The following is a 22,177-nucleotide window of genomic DNA, read 5'->3' as shown; positions in this document are numbered from 1 at the left end:
ACGAGCGTCGCGCCCGCCACCAGCGTGCGCAGACGGCCGGTGCGGACGCTGTGCCCCCTGTTCACGTGTCCACCTCCACGCTGCCGCGCAGCCGCAGGTCCCGCGACGACGAACCCGCCCACACCGTGCGCCGCCCGGTGCCGAGGACCCAGTCGTGCCGGTGCGCGTCCCAGGAGGACAGCGTGCGCCGACTCAGGCGCAGCGTCACCCGGCGCCGCTCCCCCGCCCACAGCGCGAGCCGCCGGTATCCGGCCAGCGCCCGTACGGCCTGGTCGAGCCGGAGGTCCGGCGACGGCCCCAGGTAGACCTGCGCCACCTCGATGCCGGCGCGCCGGCCGGTGTTGCGCACGGTGAAGGCGACCTCCCGCCCCCGGACCCGCAGATCCTCGTACGCGAACGAGGTGTACGAGAGTCCGTGCCCGAAGGGGAACAGCGGGCGCACGCCCTGCGCGTCGTACCAGCGGTAGCCGACGTGGATCCCCTCCGAGTACTCCTCGGTGCCGTTCACGCCCGGATAGCGCCGCGGGTCGCCGGCGACCGGGTGGTGGGCGTCGTCGACCGCGAAGGACTGGGTGAGCCGGCCGCCGGGGTCGCAGTCGCCGAACAGGACGGCGGCGGTGGCGGCCGCGCCCTCCTGGCCCGGGTAGTACATCTGGAGCACGGCGGCCGTGCCGTCCAGCCAGGGCATGGACGTCGAGGAGGAGGTGTTGAGCACGACGGCCGTCCGGGGGTTGGCCGCGGTGACGGCCTTGATCAGCTGCTCCTGGTTGCCGGGCAGCGCGAGGGTGGCGCGGTCCAGGCCCTCGGTGGCGTCCTCGTAGGCGAAGAGGACGACGCTGTGGGCGGCGCGCGCGGCGTCGACCGCCTCGGCGACGTCCTGCGCGCGGGTCGCCCCGGTGATGCGCCGCAGCCGGAAGAGCTGTCCCACGTCGACGCCCTGGGCGGTGATGGAGACCTGGTGCCTGCCCTGGGAGAGCTGCAGGGCCTTGCGGCGTACGGCGAGTCCGTCGGGCGCCACGGAGACCAGACCACCGTTGAAGAACTCGCCGAAGCCGGGCAGCGGCGGGAAGAGCTCGACGCCGTCGACGACCACCTTGGGCCGGATGCCGGAATAGTGGATGACGAAGGTCCACTCGTCGGCGTCCGCGACGGTGAGCGTCCCGGTGTACGTGAAAGTTGTTCCGGCGGCGACGCTCTGGCCCTCGGTGTCGATGCCCGAGGTCAGCGCCCCGCCGGGGATCGCCTTGCCGAAGAGGTCCTCGCCGAGCGCGTACGCCACCCGCGCTCCGTGTCCGGCGCGGGAGCGGATGGCGTCGAGCGGGCTGTCGGCGTGATCGGGGACGACATGGGCGCTGCCGCCGCCGCTGACGAACGGGAGGGAGCCGGTGGGGCCGACGACGGCGATCGTACGGGCGGCGGCGCCGGTCAGCGGCAGCACGTGGCGCTCGTTGCGCAGGAGGACCGCACCGGCCTTGGCGACCTCCAGGGCGACGGCCGCGCCCGCCTTCGGGTCGCGGTCGGGCCGGGTCGGGGCACTGCCGTCGAGCAGCCCGAAGCGGTCCATCACGGCGAGGACGCGGCGTACGGCCCGGTCGACGTACGACTCGGCGACGGCGCCGCCGCGCACGGCCGTCGCCAGGGCGGTCCCGAAGTACGTCCCGCCCGGCATCTCCATGTCGAGGCCCGCGGTGAGCGCGGTCACGGTGCTGTGGGCGGCGAACCAGTCGGTCATCACCCAGCCGTCGAAGCCCCACCGCTCGCGCAGGACGTCGGTGAGGAGCGTCTTGTTCTCGCAGGCGAAGGTGCCGTTGACCTTGTTGTACGCGCCCATGACCGCGCCGGTGCGGGCGGCGACGGCCGCCTCGAAGCCGCGCAGTTCGACCTCGTGCATGGTCTGCTCGTCGACCCGCACGTCGACGGACATGCGGTCCTGTTCCTGGTTGTTCAGCGCGAAGTGCTTGACGGTCGCGATGAGGCCCTCGCCCTGGATGCCACGGATCTCGGCCGCCACCAGATCCCCGGCCAGCAGCGGATCCTCGCTGAAGGTCTCGAAGTTGCGGCCCGCGTACGGGGTGCGGATGAGGTTGACCATCGGGGAGAGCAGCACGTCCTGGCCGAGGGCGCGGCCCTCGCGCCCGATGACCTGCCCGTAGCGGCGGGCCAGGCCCGGGTCGAACGCCGACGCGAGCAGGACGGGGGCGGGCAGCGCGGTGGCGTGCCGGGTGACGCGGACACCGGCCGGGCCGTCAGCGAGCCGGAGCGGGGGGATGCCGAGACGGGGGACTCCGGGTACGTATCCGGCCTGGCCGAGCGAGGCGGGGTCGGTGGCGCCGTGCAGCAGGGATATCTTCTCGTCAAGGGTGAGCCGGGCGATCAGACCCTCGATGCGAGGGCCTGCGCCGGATCTGGACTCCGCGGGGGCGAGCGGCGCGGAACCGGTGGTGGTGGCCGCCGCCGCGACCGCGATGGCGCCGCCCAGCAGACGCAGGGTCGAACGCCGGGAAAAGGTGTGGGACATGAGCCGTCACTCCTTCGGTGCGCGGGACACGTCATTGTGAACCGTGTGTACACGCGATGCACACACGCCGACGGCAGCCGCCGCGTTCGGCCCATGAACGCCCTGCGCTCCGGTCCGCACCTGCCGTGTCGTCAGCCATCACGGGTACGGCGGAAGACTAGGACCACTGGTGACTCGTGCCAATGAATTGAACAGAAACGGCCGACACCCCGCCAACAAGCGAAGCGACCCCCGTAGGCCCCACCGAAGGGATCATCGATGGGGCCTACGAAGAGGCCTGCGGAGGGACTCGCGGGGCGGCTTGTCGAGGGGTTCGTGGAGGAGCCTGTGGAAGGGCTTGCGGAGAGGTCACCCCGCCGCGGGACCGGCCGCCACCACCAGTTCCGCGTTGCGGTCCCCGGCTCCGCCCGCCCAGCCCTCCTGGACACCGGCCGTCATGCCCGCGGCCAGGCCGGGAGCGTTGTACGCCAGTTCCCGGTACAGGGAGGCGAGACCCACCGCCGACAGGTCGTCGAAGTCCGGGGCCGTGCGGTGCGGGGCGGCGGACTCGACGAGGGTGGTGAACAGGGACACCGTCCCGTCCCCGTTGTCGGCCAGTTCGATGAGCCGGGCGTGGTGCGGATAGTCCACGTGGGAGGCGGTGTTGACCTCCCAGAAGGAGCGGGCGGGCGTCGTGTGCGGGTGCGGTGTGATCCGGTTGACGTGACTGTGGCCGTTGATCCAGGCCACCACGTTGGGGAAGCGGCCGAGCAGGGCGATGACCTCCGCGCCGTCGTGCCGCGGCTCGTCCGTGCGGGCGGCGTCGGGGCGCCGGGTCATGCTGGGGCTGTGGTGGTGGCTGAAGACCAGGATGTGGGCGTCGTCGGCCCCGGGGTTGCGGACGAGCCGGCCGTCCGCGTCGTAGGACCGGGAACTGTGCGCTGCCAGGGTCTTTTCCAGCCAACGGAGTTGCTCGGTGCCGAGGGAACCCTCGTAGTGGCCACTGCGGTACGTCGTGTCGATGCTGACGCCGAGGACGTTCTCGGCCACCCGGAAGGTGTAGTACATCCGGTCGCCGTCCAGATTGTCCTGCGTATAGCCGTGGCCGACCGGACCGGCACCGGTGTGCGCGGGATCGAGGTGCGCGGCCAGATAGTCGTGCGGGGTGCACAGCCGGCGCCGCTCGTCGGCGGTCACGGTCCGCGCCGAGGCCGCGTTCCTGGTCAGGATGGCCTTGAGCACCTCGCTCTTGGGATCGTCGCCCGACCCCAGGGCCTGGGCGTAGGCGGCCGCGTCCGCGGCGGGGACCGACAGCAGTTTGCGGGTGCCGACGGCGAAGTCGTTCAGCTCGGGTGACAGACATCCGCCGGGCAGATCGTCGTGGTTGCCGACCGTGGAGTACCAGGGGATGCGCACCCCAGGGCTCGTCACCGGTCGTGTGACCGCGTCGAGGAAGCCGGGGATCAGGGGCAGCCCGCGCCGCTTGTCCAGGTCGCGCACGGCCGGGTCGCCCGGGTGCCAGTACAGCGGAAGGCCGGAGTTCTGCGCGCCCTCGTACGTCGTCGGGTCACCGGTGTTGGGGGTGATCCGGCCCCCGCTCATCACCGTGAGGAACCACTCCAGTTCGATCGCCGAGTTGTTGTCGACGTTGTCACCCGTCGTCATCACGAAGGCGGGGCGCAGCCCGGTGTACGGACCCCCGCCGAGCGCGTTCACCTGCTCGACGAGCGCGACCGCCCCCGCCACCGTCAGCGCCTCCTGCGCCCGCCACGAGGAGGCACCGCGCGCCCTCAGGAACTCGGTGCGCAGCGGGTTCTGCACATCGGCGAGATGGAGGTCGGTGAACTGCACGAAGCACGCGAGCGCGGTCCGCCGGTCCTGGCGCCCGCCACCGGGAGCGGCGAGATCTCCCCGTACGACCAACGGCCAGCCGGGGCCCGAGACCAGCCGGCGGTAGGTGGTGGTGTGCGCGGAACCGCCGAGTCGGGCCGTCGTCTCCAGAGTGGTCGCGGCGTACGGCACCGGCCGCGGGGCGCTGCGGACCGGCTGCCGGGCGACGGTCTGCACGACGGGCTGGACGGCGGGGTGCGGGCGCTGTCGCGGCAGCGCCACGCCGGCCGCCCCCGCACCGGTTCCGGCGACGGCGGCACCGGAGGCGAGGAGAAACCGGCGACGGTTGATGGCTGATACGGGCGCGGATACGGGTTCGGTTCCGGCCATGGGGCGACCCTCCGGGGCCTCGGAGCGAATCACTGAACGGAACCACTCATTCAGGCCACGGGGACACGGGCGTGGCGTCGCCGTGAACGCCTCCGGAACAGGCGGAACGCGACGCGACCCGCACGTTTCCGACGGCGCCGCCCGGCCACCGGGAGGGCCGACCCGGGCCGTTCCGCCACCGGTGGCAAAGTCCCTTGACGCAGGTGATGTTACCGATAACATCACATGGTCTGGGAACGCTCCCAAGCCCTACGTCCGAGCCCGAGCCCCAGCCCGAGCTCAAGCTCGGGCACCCGCACCCGCACCCGCACATCGCCGCAACCGACGCCCTCCTCCTCCCCCAACCCCGGACCGGAGAAGTCCCGATGCCGCATCTCCTGCGCGTCCCCGCGCCCCCCGCACCGCCCCTGACCGGCCACCTCCCCTTCGCCGACGCCCCCGGGGTGCCCGAGCCCGTCGAGGTGACCAGCCGCTATCTCACACGCGGCGGTCGCCCCTGGTTCCCGGTCTCCGGCGAGTTCCACTACTCCCGCTACCCGGCACGGGAGTGGGAGGAGGAGCTGTTGAAGATGAAGGCGGGCGGGGTCACCGTCGTCGCCAGTTACGTCGTCTGGATCCACCACGAGGAGGTCGAGGGTCACGTCCGCTTCGACGGTGACCGCGATCTGCGGCGCTTCGCCGAACTGTGCGCCCGGCACGGCCTGGACTTCATCCCGCGCATCGGCCCCTGGTGCCACGCGGAGGTCCGCAACGGAGGCTTCCCCGACTGGCTGACGGCCCGCGCCCGCACGCCCCGCACCGACGACCCCGCCTATCTGGAGCCCGTACGCGGCTGGTTCGCGGCGATCGCCGAACAGCTGCGCGGACTCGACCGGGCGCACGGCGGTCCGATCGTCGCGATCCAGATCGAGAACGAGCTCTACGACCAGCCCGGCCACCTCCTCACCCTGAAGCGGATGGCGCAGGCGGCCGGACTGAGCGCGCCGCTGTGGACGTCGACGGCCTGGGGCGGGGTCCGGCTGCCGCCCGACGAACTGCTTCCGCTGTACGGCGGCTACACCGAGGCCTTCTGGACGGAGGCGGACGGCGGCTGGCCGGACACCTGCCGCAAGCACTTCTTCTTCACCCACCAGCGCGACGACGAGGGCATCGGCGCCGACCTGCGCCCGACGACCGTGCGCGGCGGTGACCCCGCCCCCGCGGACCGCTTCCCCTGGGCCACCTGCGAGCTGGGCGGCGGGATGGCCGTCGCCTACCACCGCCGGCCGCGCGTGGAGCCCGACGACATCGGCGCGCTCGGCCTCACCAAGATCGGCTGCGGTTCGGTCTGGCAGGGCTACTACATGTTCCACGGCGGCACGAACCCGGTCGGTGAACTCAGCACGCTCCAGGAGTCCCACGCCACGGACTACCCCAACGACCTGCCCGTCCTCACCTACGACTTCCAGGCACCCCTCGGCGAGTACGGCCAGGTCCGACCGTCGTACCACGCACTGCGCCTCCAGCACCTGCTGCTGGCCGACTTCGGCGACCTGATCGCCCCCATGGAGTCCGTCCTGCCCGAACGGCAACCCACGTCCCAGTCCGACCGGGAGACCCTTCGCTGGGCGGTCCGCAGCGACGGCACCTCCGGCTTCCTCTTCGTCAACAACCACCAGCCGCACGAACCCCTGCCGGCGCACTCCGGCACGACCTTCGAGGTCGGCTTCCCCGACGCCCCCGCCCTGACGTTCCCCAGCACCCCGGTCACCGTCCCGGCCGGCGCCTACTTCTGCTGGCCGCTGCGCCTCGACGTCGCCGATCTACGGCTCGACTGGGCCACCGCCCAGCCGGTGTGCCGCGTCGAGGACCACGGACGTACGGTCCTGGTGCTGGCCGCCACCGACGGTGTTCCGGTCGAACTCGCCCTGGACGCGGACACGGTGGCATCCGTCGACGCGCCCTCCGGAGCGGTCGACCGGGCCGACGGCCGTGTTCTGGTCACCGGTCTGCGTCCCGGTACCGACGCCCTCGTCCAGGTGAAGACCGCGGACGGCAACGACATCGGTCTGCTCGTCCTCGACGCCGCCACCGCCCGCACCGCCTACCGGGGTACGGCGTGGGGCGCCGAGCGGCTGGTCCTCTCCCCGGACAGTGTCGTTTTCGACCAGGACGAACTCCGCGTGCACAGCTCGGCGTCACGGCCCTCCTTCGCCGTACTGCCCGCGCCCGCACCGCCGTTGACGGTGGCCGGGGCGCCCCTGTCGGCGACGGCCGACGGCGTGTTCACCCGCTGGACGACCGAGGAATGGGCCGACGGGGACACCGCGCCCGCCGCCACCCTGGTGCGTCCCGCGGGCCCGCCGCCCGTGAGCGCGACCGGTCCGCTGGGCCGGGCGAGCGCCCCGGCGGACGAGCACTTCGCCACCTCCGCGGCCGAGTACCACGTGAAGCTGCCGGACGACCTCCCGCACCGGCCGTCCGGCACCCTCCTGCGCATCCACTGGACCGGCGACGTGGGCCGCGCGTATGTCGGCGACACCCTCGTCGCCGACCAGTTCTTCTCCGGGCGCGTCTGGGACATCGGCCTGGACCGGCTGCCCGTGGCGGCCCCGCGCCCCCGCGGTCTGCGGCTGCGGTTACTGCCGCTGGCCGCCGACGCTCCGGTGCACCTGCCCGAGCGGGCGGGCGACGTCACGGGCCGGGCGGCCGTGTGGCGCGTCGAGTGGGTGACCAGCCGCGCCTGGGCGGTCCGGGCGGGCTGACGAGGGGGAGGCGGACCCGGCGGGCCTATCCTGTGGGCCTGCCGGGCGGGTCGGGACCGACCGCCGCCACGACGTCGGAGGATGCGCCCCCATGAACCGAGGTGCCACGGACGGCGCCGCCTCCACAGGACCCGGGACACCTGGCGAGCCCGGGACACCCGGCGGACCCGAGGCACCCGGTGGGCCCCGGGCGGCAGGCGGGCCCGACGCCCCCAGGGGACGCAGCCGGCGCAGCTTCGCGGGGGCGCGTCCGGTGATGGACGACGTGGCCCGCCTGGCCGGTGTCTCGAAACAGACGGTCTCCCGGGTACTCAACGACAGCCCCGCGGTACGTCCCGAAACCCGGGAGGCGGTACGGGCGGCCATGCGCGCGCTCGGCTACCGGCCGAGCCGCAGCGCTCGTTCCCTGGCCAGCGGCCGGACCCGGATGCTCGGAGTGATCTCCTTCGACGCGGCGCGCTACGGGCCCGCCTCCATCCTGAACGCGATCAACGCCGCGGCCCAGGAAGCCGGTTACCTGGTCAGCTCGATCGCGCTCGACACGGCCGACCGGGACACCCTGGTACGCGCCGTGCGTACGCTGTCGGCCGAGGGGGCGGACGGTCTGATCGCCATCGCCCCCCAGCGCTGGGTGGGCAGGGCCCTGGCGGAGGCGGAGCTCGACGCCCCCTTGATGGTGCTGGAGAACGACCTCGGGGACGACGCCTCCTATGTCACCGCCGACTCCCACGACGGAGCGCGTCAGGCCACCGAACACCTGCTGTCGCTCGGCCACACCACGGTCCGGCACATCGCGGGCCCCACGGGCTGGCTGTCCGCCGAACGCCGCGCCGAGGGCTGGCAGGCCACGCTTCGGGCGGCGGGCGCCGAGGTCCCCGAGCCGCTCTTCGGCGACTGGAGCGCGGACTCCGGGTACGAACTGGGGCGCCGGCTGGCCGCGTGCCCGGACGTCACGGCGGTGTTCGCCTCCAACGACCAGATGGCGCTCGGTGTGCTGCGCGCCCTGCACGAGGCCGGGCGCCGCGTCCCGGACGACGTCAGCGTCGTCGGTTACGACGACATCCCCGAGGCCGCCCACATGCTGCCCCCGCTGACCACCGTACGCACGGACTTCGCGGCGACCGGCCGCCGCTCGCTGCAGCTCCTGCTGGCCCGCATCGACGGGTCGGACGAGCCGCGTCCCGATCACATCGAGCCGGTCCGGCTCGTGGTCCGCCGCAGCACGGGCCCCGCGCCGCGATAGCGACGGCGGGACAGGCCGGCGGGTCCCGCCCGGCGCTCGCCGGAGGGGACCCCTGCCGCCCCGAACGCTCGGCTCAGCCGTTCGGCCGCAGTGTCCACACGACCGTCATCTCCCCCGTCACGGCGCCGTCCCCGCGCTGGATGGTGATGGCGACGGGGAACTCGGGGCGACGGCCCGCGTCGAGTTCGGCGACGACCTCGGCGACCGGGCGGCCGAGGGTCGCGGTGGCCGTGACGGGCCCCATCGCGAGCTTCTTGTAGGCGATCTCGGCGCTGACCGCGAGCGGCACGGCGCGCGACAGCTGCTCCCCGAACGCGGCGAGGACGATCGCCCCGCTCGCCGACTCGCCCAGCGTGAACATCGCTCCGGCGTGCGGACCGCCGACGTGATTGTGGTAGTCGCTCTGGTCCGGCAGGGCCACCACGGCCTTCTCCGGAGTGGTCTCCACGAAATCGAGGTTCAGCGTCCGGGCCATCGGCACCGTGGCGGCGAGCATCTCGCCGATCGTCATCTGGTCTGCGCTCATGAACAGCATGTTACCCATGGGTAGGAAATCTTGACCAGCACCGGGTGGTGATCGTCGTATCAATACGCCGCACGTGGCCGGGAGAACGTACGCACGCCCCCTCCGGATCCTGACCGGTACATGGCTGACGAGCTCCAGTGACCGAAACGTGTCACAGCCGCCACTAGATGAATGAGTCCAAGGGATGGCCTGCGGACATGAGACGAGGGCGTCCAATGTCAGTGTGTGAAGACAGACCTGGACACCCTCGCAACGGCACTCTATGCCCGGATCGACGACGAGTTGAAGGCTTCGCCGTGGCTGGCCCCGTACCGGCCCGCCGTCGGGATCGCACCCACGCTCAGTGACGCCGAACTGGTCACGCTCGCGGTCACGTCGGCGCTGCTCGGTTACACATCCGAGCGGCGCTGGCTGCGCCGCGTCGGGCGGGATTTCGGCCACCTCTTCCCCTACGTGCCCCAGCAGTCCGGCTACAACAAGCGGCTGCGCGCCGCGTCCTCGCTGCTCACCAGCATGATCCGGATCCTGGCCCGGGACACCTCGCTGTGGAGCGACGACGTGTGGCTGGTCGACTCCACCCCGGTCGGCTGCGGATGCTCCCGCGAGACGGCCAGACGCTCGGACCTGGCGGGCTGGGCCCAGTACGGCTACTGCGCGTCGCACTCACGGTACTTCTGGGGGCTGCGGCTGCACCTGGTGTGCACGCTGGGCGGGCTGCCGATCCTGTTCGCCCTCACCGGCGCGAAGGCCGACGAGCGCGAGACACTGCGCGACATGCTCGACACCGCGCCCGATGTCGAAGCAGCCCGCCCCGGGCAGACGATCATCGGGGACAAGAACTACTACGGCCGCGAGTTCGAGTGCGATCTTGCCGAGCGTCACCTGGAGTTGCTGCGGCCGGCCCGCAAGGGGGAGGCCGAACGGGCCGGAGCACACCTGTTCAAGCCGCTGCGGCAGGTCATCGAGTCGATCAACCAGACCTTCAAGGGGCAGCTCGACCTGGAACGACACGGCGGCAAGAGCCCGGCGGGGGTGGCGGTCCGCGTTCTGTGCCGGATCCTCGCGCTCACAGCGGCGATCTGGCACAACGACAAAACCGGACAGCCGATCAAGCGGTCACTGACCGCCTACGATCACTGACCGCAACGACACCCCTTGGACTCATTCATCTAGGGTGGTCGCCCATGTGGCCAGGACAGCAGCCGCCCGGGGGCGAGCAGAACCCGCAGGACCAGAATCCGTACCAGCAGCCGGGGTACCAGCAGCCGAATCCGTACCAGCAGCCCGGGTATCAGCAGCCCGGACAACCGCAGCCCGGACAACCGCAGCAGCCCGGGTATCCGCAGCCCGCCCCCTACGGCCAGCCGCAGTGGGGAGCTCCTACGGTCCCCCTCGGGCCGCCCCAGGCCCCCGGTGGGCCGGACGGCGGTAGAGGTGGCGGCGGCAACAGGACGAAGGTCACCGCGATCGTCGCGGCCTCGGCCGTCGTGATCGCGGCGGGCGTCACCGGCTTCCTCGTCCTGGGCAACGACAAGAAGGACGACCGCGCGGGCGGCGACGCGTCCAAGTCGCCCACGGCGTCCGCCACCGCCTCCCCCAGCGCGAGCGGGAGCGGCGAGAACCCGCGCGGCACCGACGAGGAGAAGCCGACGGTCGCGGGCTGGAAGGTCGTGGTGAACCCCAAGTGGGGCACCGCCTTCGACGTCCCCGCCGACTGGAACGTCCGCACGCCCGGTACCTTCATCGGCTTCGAGGACGAGAAGAAGGGTGACGGTTCCGCCCTCATCGGCATGTCCGCGCCCGCCTTCCTCCAGGAGAAGTGGTGCACGTCCGACGACAACAAGGACGGCCGTACGGACGACACGGCGCTGGCCGCGACGGGCACCAAGGGGCAGAGCGGTGCCAAGAACACCGACGACGTGGCCCGCAACGACTCGGCGTGGTGGGTCTTCGGCGGCTACACCGACCAGGAGACCGCGTCGAAGAAGCTGCTGAAGATCGGCAAGGCCGAGCCGTACACGACCGCTTCGGGCATCAAGGGCAGCGTCGCGACGACGTACTCGGCGGGCGTCCCCAAAAAGGACAAGTGCGACTCCGACGGCAAGGCGACGACGTTCGCCTTCAAGAACTCGGCGGGCGACTTCGTGTCCTGGACGTTCTACGGTGCCAAGGGCGTCAAGGACGAGGTGCCGGACGCCACGGTGCGGAAGATCCTCGGCACGGTACGGCTGTACGGCGACCCGACGGGCACCTGAACGACCCTGCGACCCGGCGCCGGAACGACCGTACAACCCGGCGCCGGAACCACCGTGCGGTCCGGCGCCCGAACCGCGGTACAACGGATTCCTGAGCCCGCCGTCCGGGGGTCGGCCGGGCGCGGCTCAGGCGTGTCCGGTCCTCGCGCAAGCGGTTTGGCAAGCCGGGGCCGCGGCGGCGATAGTCGGCCCGTGACCCCTGCCGCCAACACCTCCCGCGACCCTCGCCGCCCGTCCTGGGCGGGCCGCAATTACACCCTGCTGACCGCCGCCGCGGTCGTCACCAACCTGGGCAGCCAGGGCGCGCTGATCGCCGCGGCGTTCGCGGTGCTCGACGCGGGCGGCGACGGGGCTGACGTCGGGCTGGTCGCGGCGGCGCGGACGCTGCCGCTGGTGCTCTTCCTGCTGATCGGCGGCGCGGTCGCGGACCGGCTGCCGCGCCATCGGGTGATGGTCGCGGCGAACGTCCTGAACTGCGTCTCGCAGGCGGTGTTCGCGGTCCTCGTCCTCGCCGGTGAGGCACGGCTGTGGCAGATGATGCTGCTGTCCGCGCTCGGCGGCACCGGGCAGGCGTTCTTCAGCCCGGCCGCCGAGGGCATGCTGATGTCCACGGTGAGCGGGGAGCAGGCGAGCCACGCCTTCGCCATGTTCCGGTTGGCGATGCAGGGCGCCGGCCTGGGCGGCGCGGCTCTGGGCGGGGCGATGGTGGCCGTGGTCGGGCCCGGCTGGGTGCTCGCCGTGGACGCGGTGGCGTTCGCGGTGGCCGGGGCGCTGCGGTCGTTCCTCGACGTGAGCCACATACCGCCGCGCGAGCCCGGCGGCGGGCTGCTCTCCGATCTCCGCGAGGGCTGGCGGGAGTTCGTCGGACGGCCGTGGCTGTGGACGATCGTCGCCCAGTTCTCCGTCGTGGTCGCGGTCGTCGGCGCCGCCGACGCGGTGTACGGTCCACTGGTCGCCCGGGACAGCCTCGGCGGACCCGGGCCGTGGGGGCTCGCGCTCGGCGCGTTCGGCGCCGGAACCGTCGGCGGCGCGCTGCTGATGACCCGCTGGAAGCCGCGCCGCCTGCTGTTCGCGGGCACCCTCTGTGTCTTCCCGCTCGCCGCCCCGGCCGCCGCGCTCGCCGTGCCGGTCCCGGTGGGTCCGCTGTGCGCGGTGATGTTCGTCAGCGGTGTGGCGATAGAGGTGTTCGGGGTGTCGTGGATGACCTCGCTGCACCAGGAGATCCCCGAGGAGAAGCTCTCCCGCGTCTCGGCGTACGACTGGTTCGGTTCGGTCGCGATGGTCCCGCTGGCCACGGCTCTGGCGGGCCCGGCGGAACAGGCCTTCGGCCGTACCGCCGCCCTGTGGGGCTGTGCGGCGCTGGTCGTCGTGGTCACGGCGGCGGTGCTGTGTGTGCCGGACGTACGGAATCTGACGCGGCGGACCAAGCCGGTGGCGCAGAGGGTGGCGACGGCGGAGGCCGAGTTCTGGTCAGCCGATGCTGAAGGCTCCGCCGGGCGGCTCGGGTGAGGGGACCGCTTCCTCGTCGCGCACCGGGTCGGCGGCGCCGATGAACTCCCGCAGCGCGGGGCCGTGTTCGACGCGCGCGGGGAAGGCGTCGGCGGCGGTGCGGCGGGCGAGGGCGGCCGTGTCGAGCGGGCGGTGGGAGGCCACCAGTACCGCGTTGCCGAAGCGCCGGCCGCGCAGTACGCCCGGTTCGGCGATCAGGGACAGCTCTTCGAACACGGTCGCGAACGTGGCGAGTTGGGAGCGCAGGAAGGCGAAGGGCGCGGCGTCGGCGAGGTTGGCCAGGTAGACGCCGTCCTCGCGCAGCACCCGCTCGGCGGCGCGCGCGTACGTCGTGGAGGTCAGGTGCGCGGGCACCCGGGAGCCGCCGAAGACGTCCGCGATCACGATGTCGGCCGAGGCGGGCGCGGCGGATTCGAGCCAGCCGCGGGCGTCCGCGCCGTGCAGCGTGATGCCCGCGTCCTCGGGTACGGGCAGGTGCTCGACGACCAGGTCCAGCAGGCCCCGGTCGGCCTCCACCACGTGCTGCCGTGAACCGGGCCGGGTCGCGGTCACATAGCGGGGCAGCGTCAGCGCTCCGCCGCCCAGGTGCAGCACGTCCAGGGCCCGCCCGGGCGCCACGACCGTGTCCAGGACGTGCCCGAGCCGTCGTGCGTACTCGAACTCCAGATGCGTCGGTTCGTCCAGATCGACGTACGACTGCGGTGCGGCGTCGACCGTGAGCAGCCACGCCCGCTTCCGGTCGACGTCCGGCATCAGCTTGGCGGTCCCGTGATCCACGGTCCGTGTCACGGGTATCGGCTCGTCCACGGGTCCATTGTGCCGCCGGTGCCGACCATGCGGTGCGGCCGTCGGTCGAGTGTGGCCGGGCGGGGGCACTGGCCATCGGCACGAACGGGTGCCCGCTCCCCTCGGAGCGGGCACCCGTGTCCTGCCCCCGGCCGTCAGCCGACCGAGGTCACCGTCCCCGCGCCGACCGTCCGGCCGCCCTCGCGGATCGCGAAGCCGAGGCCCGGCTCCAGCGGTACCTCGCGCCCGAGCTCGACCGTCATCGTGACGGTGTCGCCGGGCCGGGCGACCGCCCGCTCGCCGAGGTCGACATCGCCGACCACGTCCGCGGTGCGGATGTAGAACTGCGGCCGGTACCCGGTGGAGACGGGTGTCGTACGACCGCCCTCGCGCCCCGACAGGACGTACACCCGGGCCGAGAAGCGGCGGCTGGGCACGACGCTGCCGGGCGCGGCGACGATGTGCCCGCGGCGTACGGCGTCGCGGGGCACCCCGCGCAGCAGCAGCGCCACGTTGTCCCCGGCCTGTGCCTCGTCCATGGGCTTGCCGAAGGTCTCCAGACCGGTGACCACCGTGTCGACGGCGGCGCCGAGCACTTCGACGCGGTCGCCGACCCGGATCGTGCCGCGCTCGACCGCCCCGGTGACGACGGTCCCGCGCCCGGTGATCGTGAGCACGTTCTCCACCGGCAACAGGAACGGCGCGTCGAGGTACCGCTCGGGCATGGGCACATAGGTGTCCACCGCGTCGAGCAGCGCGTCGATCGCCGCCGTCCAACGGGGGTCGCCCTCAAGGGCCTTGAGACCGGACACCCGTACGACGGGTACGGACTCGCCCCCGTAGCCGTGCGCGGAGAGCAGCTCGCGGACCTCCAGCTCCACGAGGTCGGTGAGCACAGCGTCGTCGCCGTCCTCGACGGCGTCGGCCTTGTTCAGCGCGACGACGATGTGGTCGACGCCCACCTGCCGGGCGAGCAGCACGTGCTCGGCGGTCTGCGGCATGATCCCGTCGAGCGCGGAGACGACGAGGATCGCCCCGTCGAGCTGCGCGGCGCCGGTGACCATGTTCTTGATGTAGTCGGCATGGCCGGGCATGTCGACATGCGCGTAGTGGCGGGTGTCGGTCTCGTACTCGACATGCGCGATGTTGATGGTGATGCCGCGCGCGGCCTCCTCCGGAGCGCGGTCGATGCGGTCGAAGGGGACGTACGTGCCGGAGCCGCGCTCGGCGAGGACCTTGGTGATGGCGGCGGTCAGGGTGGTCTTCCCGTGGTCGACGTGACCCATCGTGCCGATGTTCAGGTGTGGTTTGGTGCGGACGTATGCCGTCTTGGGCATGGCGGTACCTCGAAGCCTCTTCAGTGTCAGCGGAGCTGAGTGACGGCCCCGGCGCGAAGCGGCCGGGACGGGGACCCCAAGGACTTGCCGACCCTCCCCCTGCGGGGTCCGCCGGACGATCCGGGAAGGGTCAGCTTCGGGCGCCGTCGACGGCGGCCACGATGATCGGGACGGCAGCCTTCGGCGCATCCGCGACTGCGGATGCTGCGAAGAGGAAGGCGTGCCGGAACATGACGCGATCATCGCCGACGGATCCGGCCACGTCGAATGGTTTTTCTCGCCACGCGTGCCCGTGTGGCGAGCGTTTCTGAGGGTGTCTCAGGGGCCGATGTTCTTGAGGGCCTCGCGTACGGAGAGGGGCGCGAGCCGCCCCCGTTCCCGGGCGACGAAGTCCCGTACCGCCTCCGGGTCCGTCTTCGCGTACTCGCGCAGGCACCAGCCGATCGCTTTACGGATGAAGAAGTCGGGATGTCCGGACTGCCGTACGCAGTAGGCGAAGAGCCGCTCGGTGTCGGTCGCCTCCTTGTAACGGAGCTGGTGGAGCAGGGCCGTCCGCGCGACCCACCGGTCGTCGTCAGCGATCCACGCGTCCATGTCGCTCCCGAGCTTCGGATCGGCGGCCACCAGGCCTCCCACTACGTGGGAGGCGAGTGCGTCGACGGTGTCCCACCAGGAGACCGTGCCGACGAGCCGACGCGTCACCGGGAGGAAAGCGGAAGAGAGTTGCCTCACATGGCGGCGCAGATAGTCGACGGCGAAGTAGTGGTACTCGCGCTCCGGCAGCGCCCAGCAGCGCAGGGCCACAGCGGTGCAATCGGCCTCTACAGGGACCCCTGTTCCCAGGAGGACCGTGCGGGACAACGCGCGGCGATCGGACGTGGTCAGGCCGAGGAAGGGGGCGACGTCCTTCATGTACGCGCGCATGGACGCGGCCCGTTCCGGATCGGCGGCCGCGGCATAGGTCGCGGTGAGCCGTTCGAGCACGGTGTCGGCGAGGGAACTGTTCGGCACCTCGAACCGCGCACCCGATGTTCCGGAAGCTGTGACGCCCATGAGGGGAACCATACGGCGATCACACACACGGGTCGGTTACTGTCGCCGAATGCTCGATGCCACCACCCGCTCTGGGGGCACCGCCACAGCCGTTCCCCCGGCTCCCGCCGCTGAGCTCTCCCTGGCCGCGGAGTTCGCCGTCTCTACGCCCACGGGCCTCGCCGCCCGCTGCACAAGAGTCCTGCTCTCGCCCTGGTCCCGGCTCTCCCTGCTCCTGGTGCTGCTCGCGGCGGCCGCGTCGAGCGTGCTGCTCTTCGAACCGCAGCGGCTGCTCTCCGACGGCTGGCCGCCACAGCTCAGCGGCGCCGCGGCTGCCACGGTGTTCGCGGTGGCGTACGGGCTGTGCACGGTGGCGTTCGTACCCCGGCCGCTGCTCAACCTCGCCGCGGGCGCGCTCTTCGGCTCCCAACTGGGCCTCGGCACCGCGCTCGCGGGCACGGTGCTCGGCGCCGGTGTCGCGTTCGGGCTCGGCCGGATCCTCGGGCAGGACGCGCTGCGCCCGCTGCTGCGGGCCCGCTGGCTGAAGGCCGCCGACGGCCAGCTCAGCCGGCACGGCTTCCGCACGATGATGATGGCCCGGCTGTTCCCCGGAGTGCCCTTCTGGGCGGCGAACTACTGCGCGGCCGTCTCCCGCATGGGCTGGCTGCCGTTCCTCCTCGCCACCGCCCTGGGATCGATCCCGAACACCGCCGCGTACGCCGTCGCGGGCGCCCGGGCCTCCGCGCCGACCTCCCCCGCCTTCCTGATCGCCATGGGCTTCATCACGCTGCCGGCCCTGATCGGCGGGGTGGTGGCCTGGCGCAAGCGCCACCACCTGCGCGGACACTGATCAGCCTCCGGCACGGCAGCCGGCGAGGAGCGGTGCGGTCCCGGGTCGTCCCGGGTCGTCCGTCCGGGACCGTCCGGGGTTACACGGCCTCCAGCACCATGGCGTTGGCGAGTCCGCCCGCCTCGCACATCGTCTGCAGGCCGTAGCGGGCTCCGCGCTCGCGCATCGCGTGGACGAGGGTGGTCGTCAGCCGGGTGCCGCTCGCGCCGAGCGGGTGGCCGAGCGCGATGGCCCCGCCGTGCACGTTGACCCGGGACAGATCCGCGCCCGTCTCCTGCTGCCAGGTCAGCACGACACTCGCGAAGGCCTCGTTCACCTCGAAGAGGTCGATCTCGCCGAGGGTGAGCCCCGCCCTGCGGAGCACCTTCTCGGTGGCCGGGACGACGCCCGTGAGCATCAGGAGCGGGTCGGAGCCGGTGACGGCGAAGCTGTGCAGGCGGGCGAGCGGGCGCAGGCCGAGCCGGGCCGCGGTCTCGCTCGACGTGATGAGCACGGCCGACGCGCCGTCGTTGATCGGGCTCGCGTTGCCCGCCGTGACCGACCAGTCGATCTGCGGGAAGCGCTCGGCGTAGGTCGGGTCGTAGTAGGCGGGCCTGAGCCCGGCGAGTATCTCGGTGGTGCTGGCGGGCCGGACGCTCTCGTCGCGCGTCACGCCCTCCAGGGGCGCGACCTCGGCATCGAAGAGGCCGTTGTCCCACGCCGCGGCCGCCTTCTGGTGGGAGCCGACCGCGAAGGCGTCCAGCTGCGCGCGCGACAGCCCCCACTTGGCGGCGATGAGCTCGGCACTGATGCCCTGCGGCACCAGGCCCTCGGGGAAGCGCGCCGCGATCCCGAGGCCGAAGGGATCCGCCGCGCCTCGGACGTTCGAGCCCATCGGCACGCGGCTCATCGACTCCACACCGCAGGCGACGACCATGTCGTACGCCCCCGACAGGACGCCCTGCGCCGCGAAGTGCACGGCCTGCTGGGACGAGCCGCACTGGCGGTCCACGGTGGTCGCGGGCACCGTCTCGGGAAAGCCCGCCGAGAGCACGGCGTACCGGGTGATGTTCGCGGCCTGCTCGCCCACCTGGCTGACGGTGCCGCCGATGACGTCGTCGATCAGCGCCGGATCGACTCCGGAGCGCTCGACGAGGGTGCGCAGTGTGTGGGCGAGGAGCTCCACGGGGTGGATGTGGGCGAGGGAGCCGTTCGGCCTGCCCTTGCCGATGGGGGTGCGTACGGCTTCGACGATGACGGCGTCACGCATGGTTGATCTCCAAACTCACCGAGTTTGTTTTCCAAACCCACTAGGTGACTCAAGAGTAACTCAGTGGGTTGGACAAACCAACCCACCCCCTAGACTGGTGGCATGAAGGACGCCCGCCCCTGTTCGATCGCCGACACACTCGCTCTCGTCGGCGAGAAGTACTCCCTGCTGGTACTGCGCGAGGTGTCGCTCGGCGCCACTCGCTTCGACCAGCTCGTCCGCAACATCGGCGCACCGCGCGATGTGCTCACCGCCCGGCTGAAACGACTCGTCGAGGCCGGCGTGCTGGAGAAGGTCGAGTACAGCGACCGCCCGAAGCGCTACGAGTACCGGTCCACCCAGGCCGGTCTGGAACTGGAGCCGGTGCTGCACACGTTGATGGCGTGGGGCGACCGCCATCTCCAGGAGGGCGGTTTCCGTCCCATGGTGCTGGAGCACACCTGCGGCCATGAGCTGGTCCCGCAGGTCGTGTGCCGGGAGTGCGGCGAGGTGGTCGAGCACGGCCATCTGACGGCCCACCCGCAGACCCCGGGCTGGACGACGACGGGGCCTGCGGTGGCGTAGGGACGGACCTGCGGTGGCGCGGGCCCGGAAGAACCCCCGTAGGGGCCAATCGGTCCCCACGAACCCCCGTAGGGGCTAATCGGTCCCCACGAACCCCCGTAGGGGCTAATCGGTCCCCTTGTAGACGTCGAGCCGTCCGCACATCCCGAACCTGCCGTGCGCGGACGGCTGTTCGGCCCGTACGAGGGCGTCGGCGAGGTGGGAGACGTCGCCCCGCTCCAGCCGGTCGAGCTGCTCCCCCGTGGCCGCGGCGGCGGCCTCGGCGCCGCGCCGCCACCGCTCGCGCCACTCGGCGAGCCGGGGCCGCACCAGCGCGGCGGCGGCCTCGGCGCCGCGCCGCCACCGCTCGCGCCACTCGGCGAGCCGGGGCCGCACCAGCGCGGCCGCGGCCCGGTGGAACGCGGCGAGCGGCTCCGGCCCGTCCGCCTCGCGCAGCGCCCGGTACCCCTCCAGGGCGAGGTCGCGCCGGGCCCGGGCGACCCGCTCCTGCTCCTCCTCGGGCGCGTCGGCCGGAATGACCGTCGCGGCCGCGTACGTCCCGGGGTCGGTCAGATACTCCGGGGGCAGCGTGAGTACGGCGTCGCCCGCCTCCGGCAGCCCGTTGTTCTGCATGAGAACGGTGATGCGCAGATCGTCCTCGTTGACGAGCCGGTGGATGGTGCCCGGCGTGAACCACGCGACCGTGCCGGGTTCGAGCGGCGTGACCTCGTACCCGGACGTCGTCAGCGTCTGCACCGCTCCGCGTCCGCCGGTGACGACGTACGCCTCCGCGCAGGTCAGATGCAGATGAGGCGTTCCGCCGGAGACTCCGTCGGCCGCGGGCCAGTCGTACACGCACAGGTGCGAGACGGCGACGGCTCCCGGCAGTCCGGTGAACACCGGGGTCTCGTGCAGGTCGCTCACCACGGGTGCTCCTCCAGGTATGTGGCGACCTCCTCGCGCTCCCAGGCCCCGTCGGCCACCACGACCCGGTAGCGGCGGGTGAGGGTGTCGCCGGGGGCGAGTTCGAGCTCGTCGAAGAAGGCGAACGAGGGGGCGACGGCGGCGAACGGGTCGTTGCGCACGAACCAGTGGGCCGGGTGGGCGCCCACCTCCCCGGCATGGTCGCTCTCGGGGGCGTGCACGAACACGAGGGTGGCATGGCCGTCGGCGCCGTCGTGCTCGCCGGAGTACGCGAGCCAGGGCGCCTGCCGCCCCATCAGGCCGGGCCCTTCGGAGTCGGGCCCGATGATCCGGCCGTCCCGGAAGGCACGCGGTCCGCGCCAGAACAGGCCCGTGTAGCCGGCCATCTCCCGCCCCGCGGTGGTCGGACTGCCGAAGCGCAGCGGTTCGTCGCGCCGGTTGGTGACCGCGGTCGTCCAGGTCAGCGCCCACGAGCCGGCCGCTGGATCGACGTCGTGCACCTCGACGCGGCGCTCCTCCTCGGCCCACAGCTCACCGTCGTACGGATGCCAGGTCAGCCGCTCGGCGATGACCGCGCGGGCCCCGTCCGAGGCCACCTCGTCGAAGCCGACGTGGGCCATCGACCCGACGCGCTCGGGGAGTTCGAGGTATCCCTCCCCGTGGACGTACGTGTTGCCGCCCCACAGGTTGGCACCGGAGAGGTGCGAGGCCGTCATCTGGAGGCCCTTGTGCCAGCGGTGGTCGTTGGGCCGGTAGTCCGTGACGACGTCGCCCGCCAGCGTCCTGAGGGGATGCAGATACGGCTTCGGGGCCTCCCAGGCCGCCTCGGGCCGGTAGACGTAACTCAGCAGCTCCACGCCGGTGCCGGTGTCACTGATCGTGATGCGATCACCATGGGCGTGGACGATACGCAGCGCACCCTGCGCGGACCCGGTCACGCCGACACCTCCTGGCTCACGGTGGACGGGGACTCACCGGGGGCCGCCGTGGACGCGGCGGGCGGCGCCCAGCCCGGCGCACCCCCGTGCAGGGCCGTGTAGAACGGATCCCCGGGACCGACGTCCCCGGCATGCACGGTCGTGTCCGTGAACGCCGACTTGTAGAGCGCGGTGATCAGTTCCAGGCTGGTGCGCCCGTCGGCGCCGCTGCTGCGCGGCCGCTCGCCCGCGCGCATGCTCGCGACCAGCTCCCGCAGCTGCTCCAGGTGCGAACTGGGTACATCCGGACCGAAGTCCCGCCAGGCCGCCACGTCCTCGTCGGACACGTCAGGGGCCGGGGTGATCCGCCAGTTGTCGTTGCTGTGGCCGTAGAGGTGGGTGAGCTCGACGGTGGCGCGTTCGCAGTCGATGCGGATGCGGCTCACCTCGTCGGGGCTGAGGACGCTGTTGACGATCGTGGCCAGCGCGCCGTTCTCGAAGCGGACGAGGGCGGTCGAGACGTCCTCCGTCTCCACGTCGTGCACCAGGCGCCCGGCCATCGCCCGCACCTCGCTCCACGGCCCCATCAGGTCCAGGAGCAGGTCCATCTGATGGATGCCGTGCCCCATCGCGGGCCCGCCGCCCTCGGTCTCCCAGCGGCCGCGCCAGGGCACGGCGTAGTACGCGGCGTTGCGGTACCAGGTGGTCTGGCAGTGCGCGACGAGCGGGCGGCCCATGGTCCGCTCGGCGATGAGGCGCCGCACATGCCGGGAGCCCGAGCCGAACCGGTGCTGGAAGACGATGGCCGCGTACGGGCCCCGGTCCTTGCCCTCCTGCGCCTCGACGGCGTCGAAGTCGGCGAGCGTCAGGACCGGCGGCTTCTCGCACCACGCCCAGGCTCCGGCACGCAGCGCGGCGACGGTCTGGTCGCGGTGCAGGGTCGGCGGGGTGCAGATGGCGACCAGGTCGGGCCGCTGCTCCCGGAGCATGCGGTCCAGATCGGTGTACGCGTGCGGGATGCCTGTCTCGGCGCAGAACTTCTGAGCGGCGTCCTCCGCGATGTCGACCGCGGCGACGATCTCCGTCTCGCCCTCCTCGGCGAGCCGGGCGAGCGCGGGAACATGGCTCCCGCGCGCGATGGCGCCCGTACCGATGACGGCGGCCCTGACGCGGCGGCCCTCGAACGGGAGCGCGGGACGGCTGGTGGCGGCCTCGGGGCTGTTCGACGAGGTCGCGGGGCTGGTGGCGTTGTTGCGGGATGTGCTCATGTGCGTGATCAGCGCTCCATCGGACGTGACGTCAGACGTTGGCCAACGCATGGTGTCACCGAAGCGGAACCGGCGACAGCAAGCGCTTTCTCTCCCGCGCAACGTATGCGGCGGTCCAGCGGCAGGTCAACACCCCGGTCACACGATGGACAACGTTGCCGCCCGCCCCGGGGCGCGGTCGCGCACGTACCGCGGATGTACGGCTGCGAAACCCCTGTGGTCGGACTGTCACAGCGGGACGCTACGCTGCCCCCAACACCCGTGATCACCGCCCATC

General features: G+C 72.3%; 17 protein-coding genes. 7 read left to right on the top strand and 10 right to left on the bottom strand.

From position 1 onward, the window contains the following. Window positions 1-61: 61 nt before the first annotated feature. The gene (locus tag RV986_RS43405; protein ID WP_475922634.1) at window positions 62-2,518 is read right to left on the bottom strand and encodes a beta-glucosidase; all 2,457 of its coding nucleotides are present in this window, start codon (window positions 2,516-2,518) and stop codon (window positions 62-64) included. 348 nt (window positions 2,519-2,866) lie between these two features. After that, window positions 2,867-4,717, bottom strand: a complete 1,851-nt coding sequence (locus RV986_RS43400; RefSeq protein WP_475922633.1) for a TIGR03767 family metallophosphoesterase — start codon at window positions 4,715-4,717, stop codon at window positions 2,867-2,869. 365 nt (window positions 4,718-5,082) lie between these two features. On the opposite strand from RV986_RS43400, the gene RV986_RS43395 reads away from it, so the two are divergent. Further along, complete coding sequence (locus RV986_RS43395; protein ID WP_475922632.1) at window positions 5,083-7,461, top strand: beta-galactosidase; 2,379 nt, start codon at window positions 5,083-5,085, stop codon at window positions 7,459-7,461. A 256-nt stretch (window positions 7,462-7,717) separates the two neighbouring features. Then, on the top strand, window positions 7,718-8,704 hold the full coding sequence (locus tag RV986_RS43390) for a LacI family DNA-binding transcriptional regulator (RefSeq protein ID WP_475924647.1): 987 nt from the start codon (window positions 7,718-7,720) through the stop codon (window positions 8,702-8,704). Between the two features lie 73 nt (window positions 8,705-8,777). Here the strand turns inward: RV986_RS43390 and RV986_RS43385 are convergent, their stop codons facing one another. Beyond that, the gene (locus RV986_RS43385; RefSeq protein WP_475922631.1) at window positions 8,778-9,230 is read right to left on the bottom strand and encodes a DUF4442 domain-containing protein; all 453 of its coding nucleotides are present in this window, start codon (window positions 9,228-9,230) and stop codon (window positions 8,778-8,780) included. Between the two features lie 225 nt (window positions 9,231-9,455). Here RV986_RS43385 and RV986_RS43380 point away from each other — a divergent pair, with 225 nt between their 5' ends. The 3 genes from RV986_RS43380 (at window position 9,456) to RV986_RS43370 (ending at window position 12,994) form a co-directional block, all read left to right on the top strand. After that, window positions 9,456-10,370 (top strand): IS982 family transposase, encoded by a 915-nt coding sequence (locus RV986_RS43380; RefSeq protein WP_475922630.1) that lies wholly within the window; start codon window positions 9,456-9,458, stop codon window positions 10,368-10,370. Between the two features lie 44 nt (window positions 10,371-10,414). After that, the gene (locus RV986_RS43375) at window positions 10,415-11,485 is read left to right on the top strand and encodes a DUF8017 domain-containing protein (RefSeq protein ID WP_475922629.1); all 1,071 of its coding nucleotides are present in this window, start codon (window positions 10,415-10,417) and stop codon (window positions 11,483-11,485) included. Between the two features lie 192 nt (window positions 11,486-11,677). Continuing rightward, on the top strand, window positions 11,678-12,994 hold the full coding sequence (locus tag RV986_RS43370; RefSeq protein WP_475922628.1) for an MFS transporter: 1,317 nt from the start codon (window positions 11,678-11,680) through the stop codon (window positions 12,992-12,994). Here the strand turns inward: RV986_RS43370 and RV986_RS43365 are convergent. The 3 genes from RV986_RS43365 to RV986_RS43355 form a co-directional block, all read right to left on the bottom strand. After that, window positions 12,956-13,801, bottom strand: a complete 846-nt coding sequence (locus RV986_RS43365) for a spermidine synthase (RefSeq protein ID WP_475922627.1) — start codon at window positions 13,799-13,801, stop codon at window positions 12,956-12,958. The two genes, RV986_RS43370 and RV986_RS43365, sit on opposite strands and share 39 nt — an antisense overlap. 134 nt (window positions 13,802-13,935) lie before the next feature. Continuing rightward, window positions 13,936-15,117 carry an elongation factor Tu gene (tuf, locus tag RV986_RS43360; RefSeq protein WP_475922626.1) on the bottom strand — a complete coding sequence of 394 codons (1,182 nt, stop codon included), beginning with the start codon at window positions 15,115-15,117 and terminating at the stop codon, window positions 13,936-13,938. Between the two features lie 318 nt (window positions 15,118-15,435). Beyond that, window positions 15,436-16,170: a DNA alkylation repair protein gene (locus tag RV986_RS43355; RefSeq protein WP_475922625.1), complete on the bottom strand. Its 735-nt coding sequence runs from the start codon at window positions 16,168-16,170 to the stop codon at window positions 15,436-15,438. Between the two features lie 49 nt (window positions 16,171-16,219). Here RV986_RS43355 and RV986_RS43350 point away from each other — a divergent pair, with 49 nt between their 5' ends. Then, window positions 16,220-16,999, top strand: a complete 780-nt coding sequence (locus tag RV986_RS43350) for a TVP38/TMEM64 family protein (RefSeq protein ID WP_475922624.1) — start codon at window positions 16,220-16,222, stop codon at window positions 16,997-16,999. A 79-nt stretch (window positions 17,000-17,078) separates the two neighbouring features. Here RV986_RS43350 and RV986_RS43345 read toward each other — a convergent pair whose 3' ends face one another. Further along, the gene (locus RV986_RS43345) at window positions 17,079-18,248 is read right to left on the bottom strand and encodes a thiolase family protein (protein WP_475922623.1); all 1,170 of its coding nucleotides are present in this window, start codon (window positions 18,246-18,248) and stop codon (window positions 17,079-17,081) included. A 102-nt stretch (window positions 18,249-18,350) separates the two neighbouring features. On the opposite strand from RV986_RS43345, the gene RV986_RS43340 reads away from it, so the two are divergent. After that, the gene (locus RV986_RS43340; protein WP_475922622.1) at window positions 18,351-18,812 is read left to right on the top strand and encodes a winged helix-turn-helix transcriptional regulator; all 462 of its coding nucleotides are present in this window, start codon (window positions 18,351-18,353) and stop codon (window positions 18,810-18,812) included. Window positions 18,813-18,917: 105 nt separating this feature from the next. On the opposite strand, the gene RV986_RS43335 is transcribed toward RV986_RS43340, so the two are convergent. Genes RV986_RS43335 through RV986_RS43325 form a run of 3 tightly spaced genes read right to left on the bottom strand, consistent with a single transcriptional unit; the run spans window position 18,918 to window position 21,900 of the window. Beyond that, a complete protein-coding gene (locus RV986_RS43335) occupies window positions 18,918-19,715 on the bottom strand; it encodes a cupin domain-containing protein (protein WP_475922621.1) in 798 nt (265 codons plus the stop codon). Then, window positions 19,712-20,653 carry a DUF6807 domain-containing protein gene (locus tag RV986_RS43330; protein WP_475922620.1) on the bottom strand — a complete coding sequence of 314 codons (942 nt, stop codon included), beginning with the start codon at window positions 20,651-20,653 and terminating at the stop codon, window positions 19,712-19,714. The genes RV986_RS43335 and RV986_RS43330 overlap by 4 nt, the downstream gene beginning before the upstream one ends. Then, window positions 20,650-21,900: a Gfo/Idh/MocA family protein gene (locus tag RV986_RS43325; RefSeq protein ID WP_475922619.1), complete on the bottom strand. Its 1,251-nt coding sequence runs from the start codon at window positions 21,898-21,900 to the stop codon at window positions 20,650-20,652. Before RV986_RS43325 ends, RV986_RS43330 begins: the two co-directional genes overlap by 4 nt. Window positions 21,901-22,177 lie beyond the last annotated feature (277 nt).

It is taken from the genome of Streptomyces sp. RLA012 (assembly GCF_056270325.1).
Note: the sequence above shows the minus strand (reverse complement) of the source record. Positions and strands in the feature narration are given on the sequence as shown.

Coding starts and splice junctions, on each gene's coding strand:
- RV986_RS43395 (WP_475922632.1), top strand. CDS start 5,083: ATGCCGCATCTCCTGCGCGTCCCCGCGCCCCCCGCACCGCCCCTGACC.
- RV986_RS43325 (WP_475922619.1), bottom strand. CDS start 21,900: ATGAGCACATCCCGCAACAACGCCACCAGCCCCGCGACCTCGTCGAAC.
- RV986_RS43385 (WP_475922631.1), bottom strand. CDS start 9,230: ATGAGCGCAGACCAGATGACGATCGGCGAGATGCTCGCCGCCACGGTG.
- RV986_RS43400 (WP_475922633.1), bottom strand. CDS start 4,717: ATGGCCGGAACCGAACCCGTATCCGCGCCCGTATCAGCCATCAACCGT.
- RV986_RS43375 (WP_475922629.1), top strand. CDS start 10,415: ATGTGGCCAGGACAGCAGCCGCCCGGGGGCGAGCAGAACCCGCAGGAC.
- RV986_RS43350 (WP_475922624.1), top strand. CDS start 16,220: ATGCTCGATGCCACCACCCGCTCTGGGGGCACCGCCACAGCCGTTCCC.
- RV986_RS43390 (WP_475924647.1), top strand. CDS start 7,718: ATGGACGACGTGGCCCGCCTGGCCGGTGTCTCGAAACAGACGGTCTCC.
- RV986_RS43405 (WP_475922634.1), bottom strand. CDS start 2,518: ATGTCCCACACCTTTTCCCGGCGTTCGACCCTGCGTCTGCTGGGCGGC.
- RV986_RS43340 (WP_475922622.1), top strand. CDS start 18,351: ATGAAGGACGCCCGCCCCTGTTCGATCGCCGACACACTCGCTCTCGTC.
- RV986_RS43355 (WP_475922625.1), bottom strand. CDS start 16,170: ATGGGCGTCACAGCTTCCGGAACATCGGGTGCGCGGTTCGAGGTGCCG.
- tuf (WP_475922626.1), bottom strand. CDS start 15,117: ATGCCCAAGACGGCATACGTCCGCACCAAACCACACCTGAACATCGGC.
- RV986_RS43345 (WP_475922623.1), bottom strand. CDS start 18,248: ATGCGTGACGCCGTCATCGTCGAAGCCGTACGCACCCCCATCGGCAAG.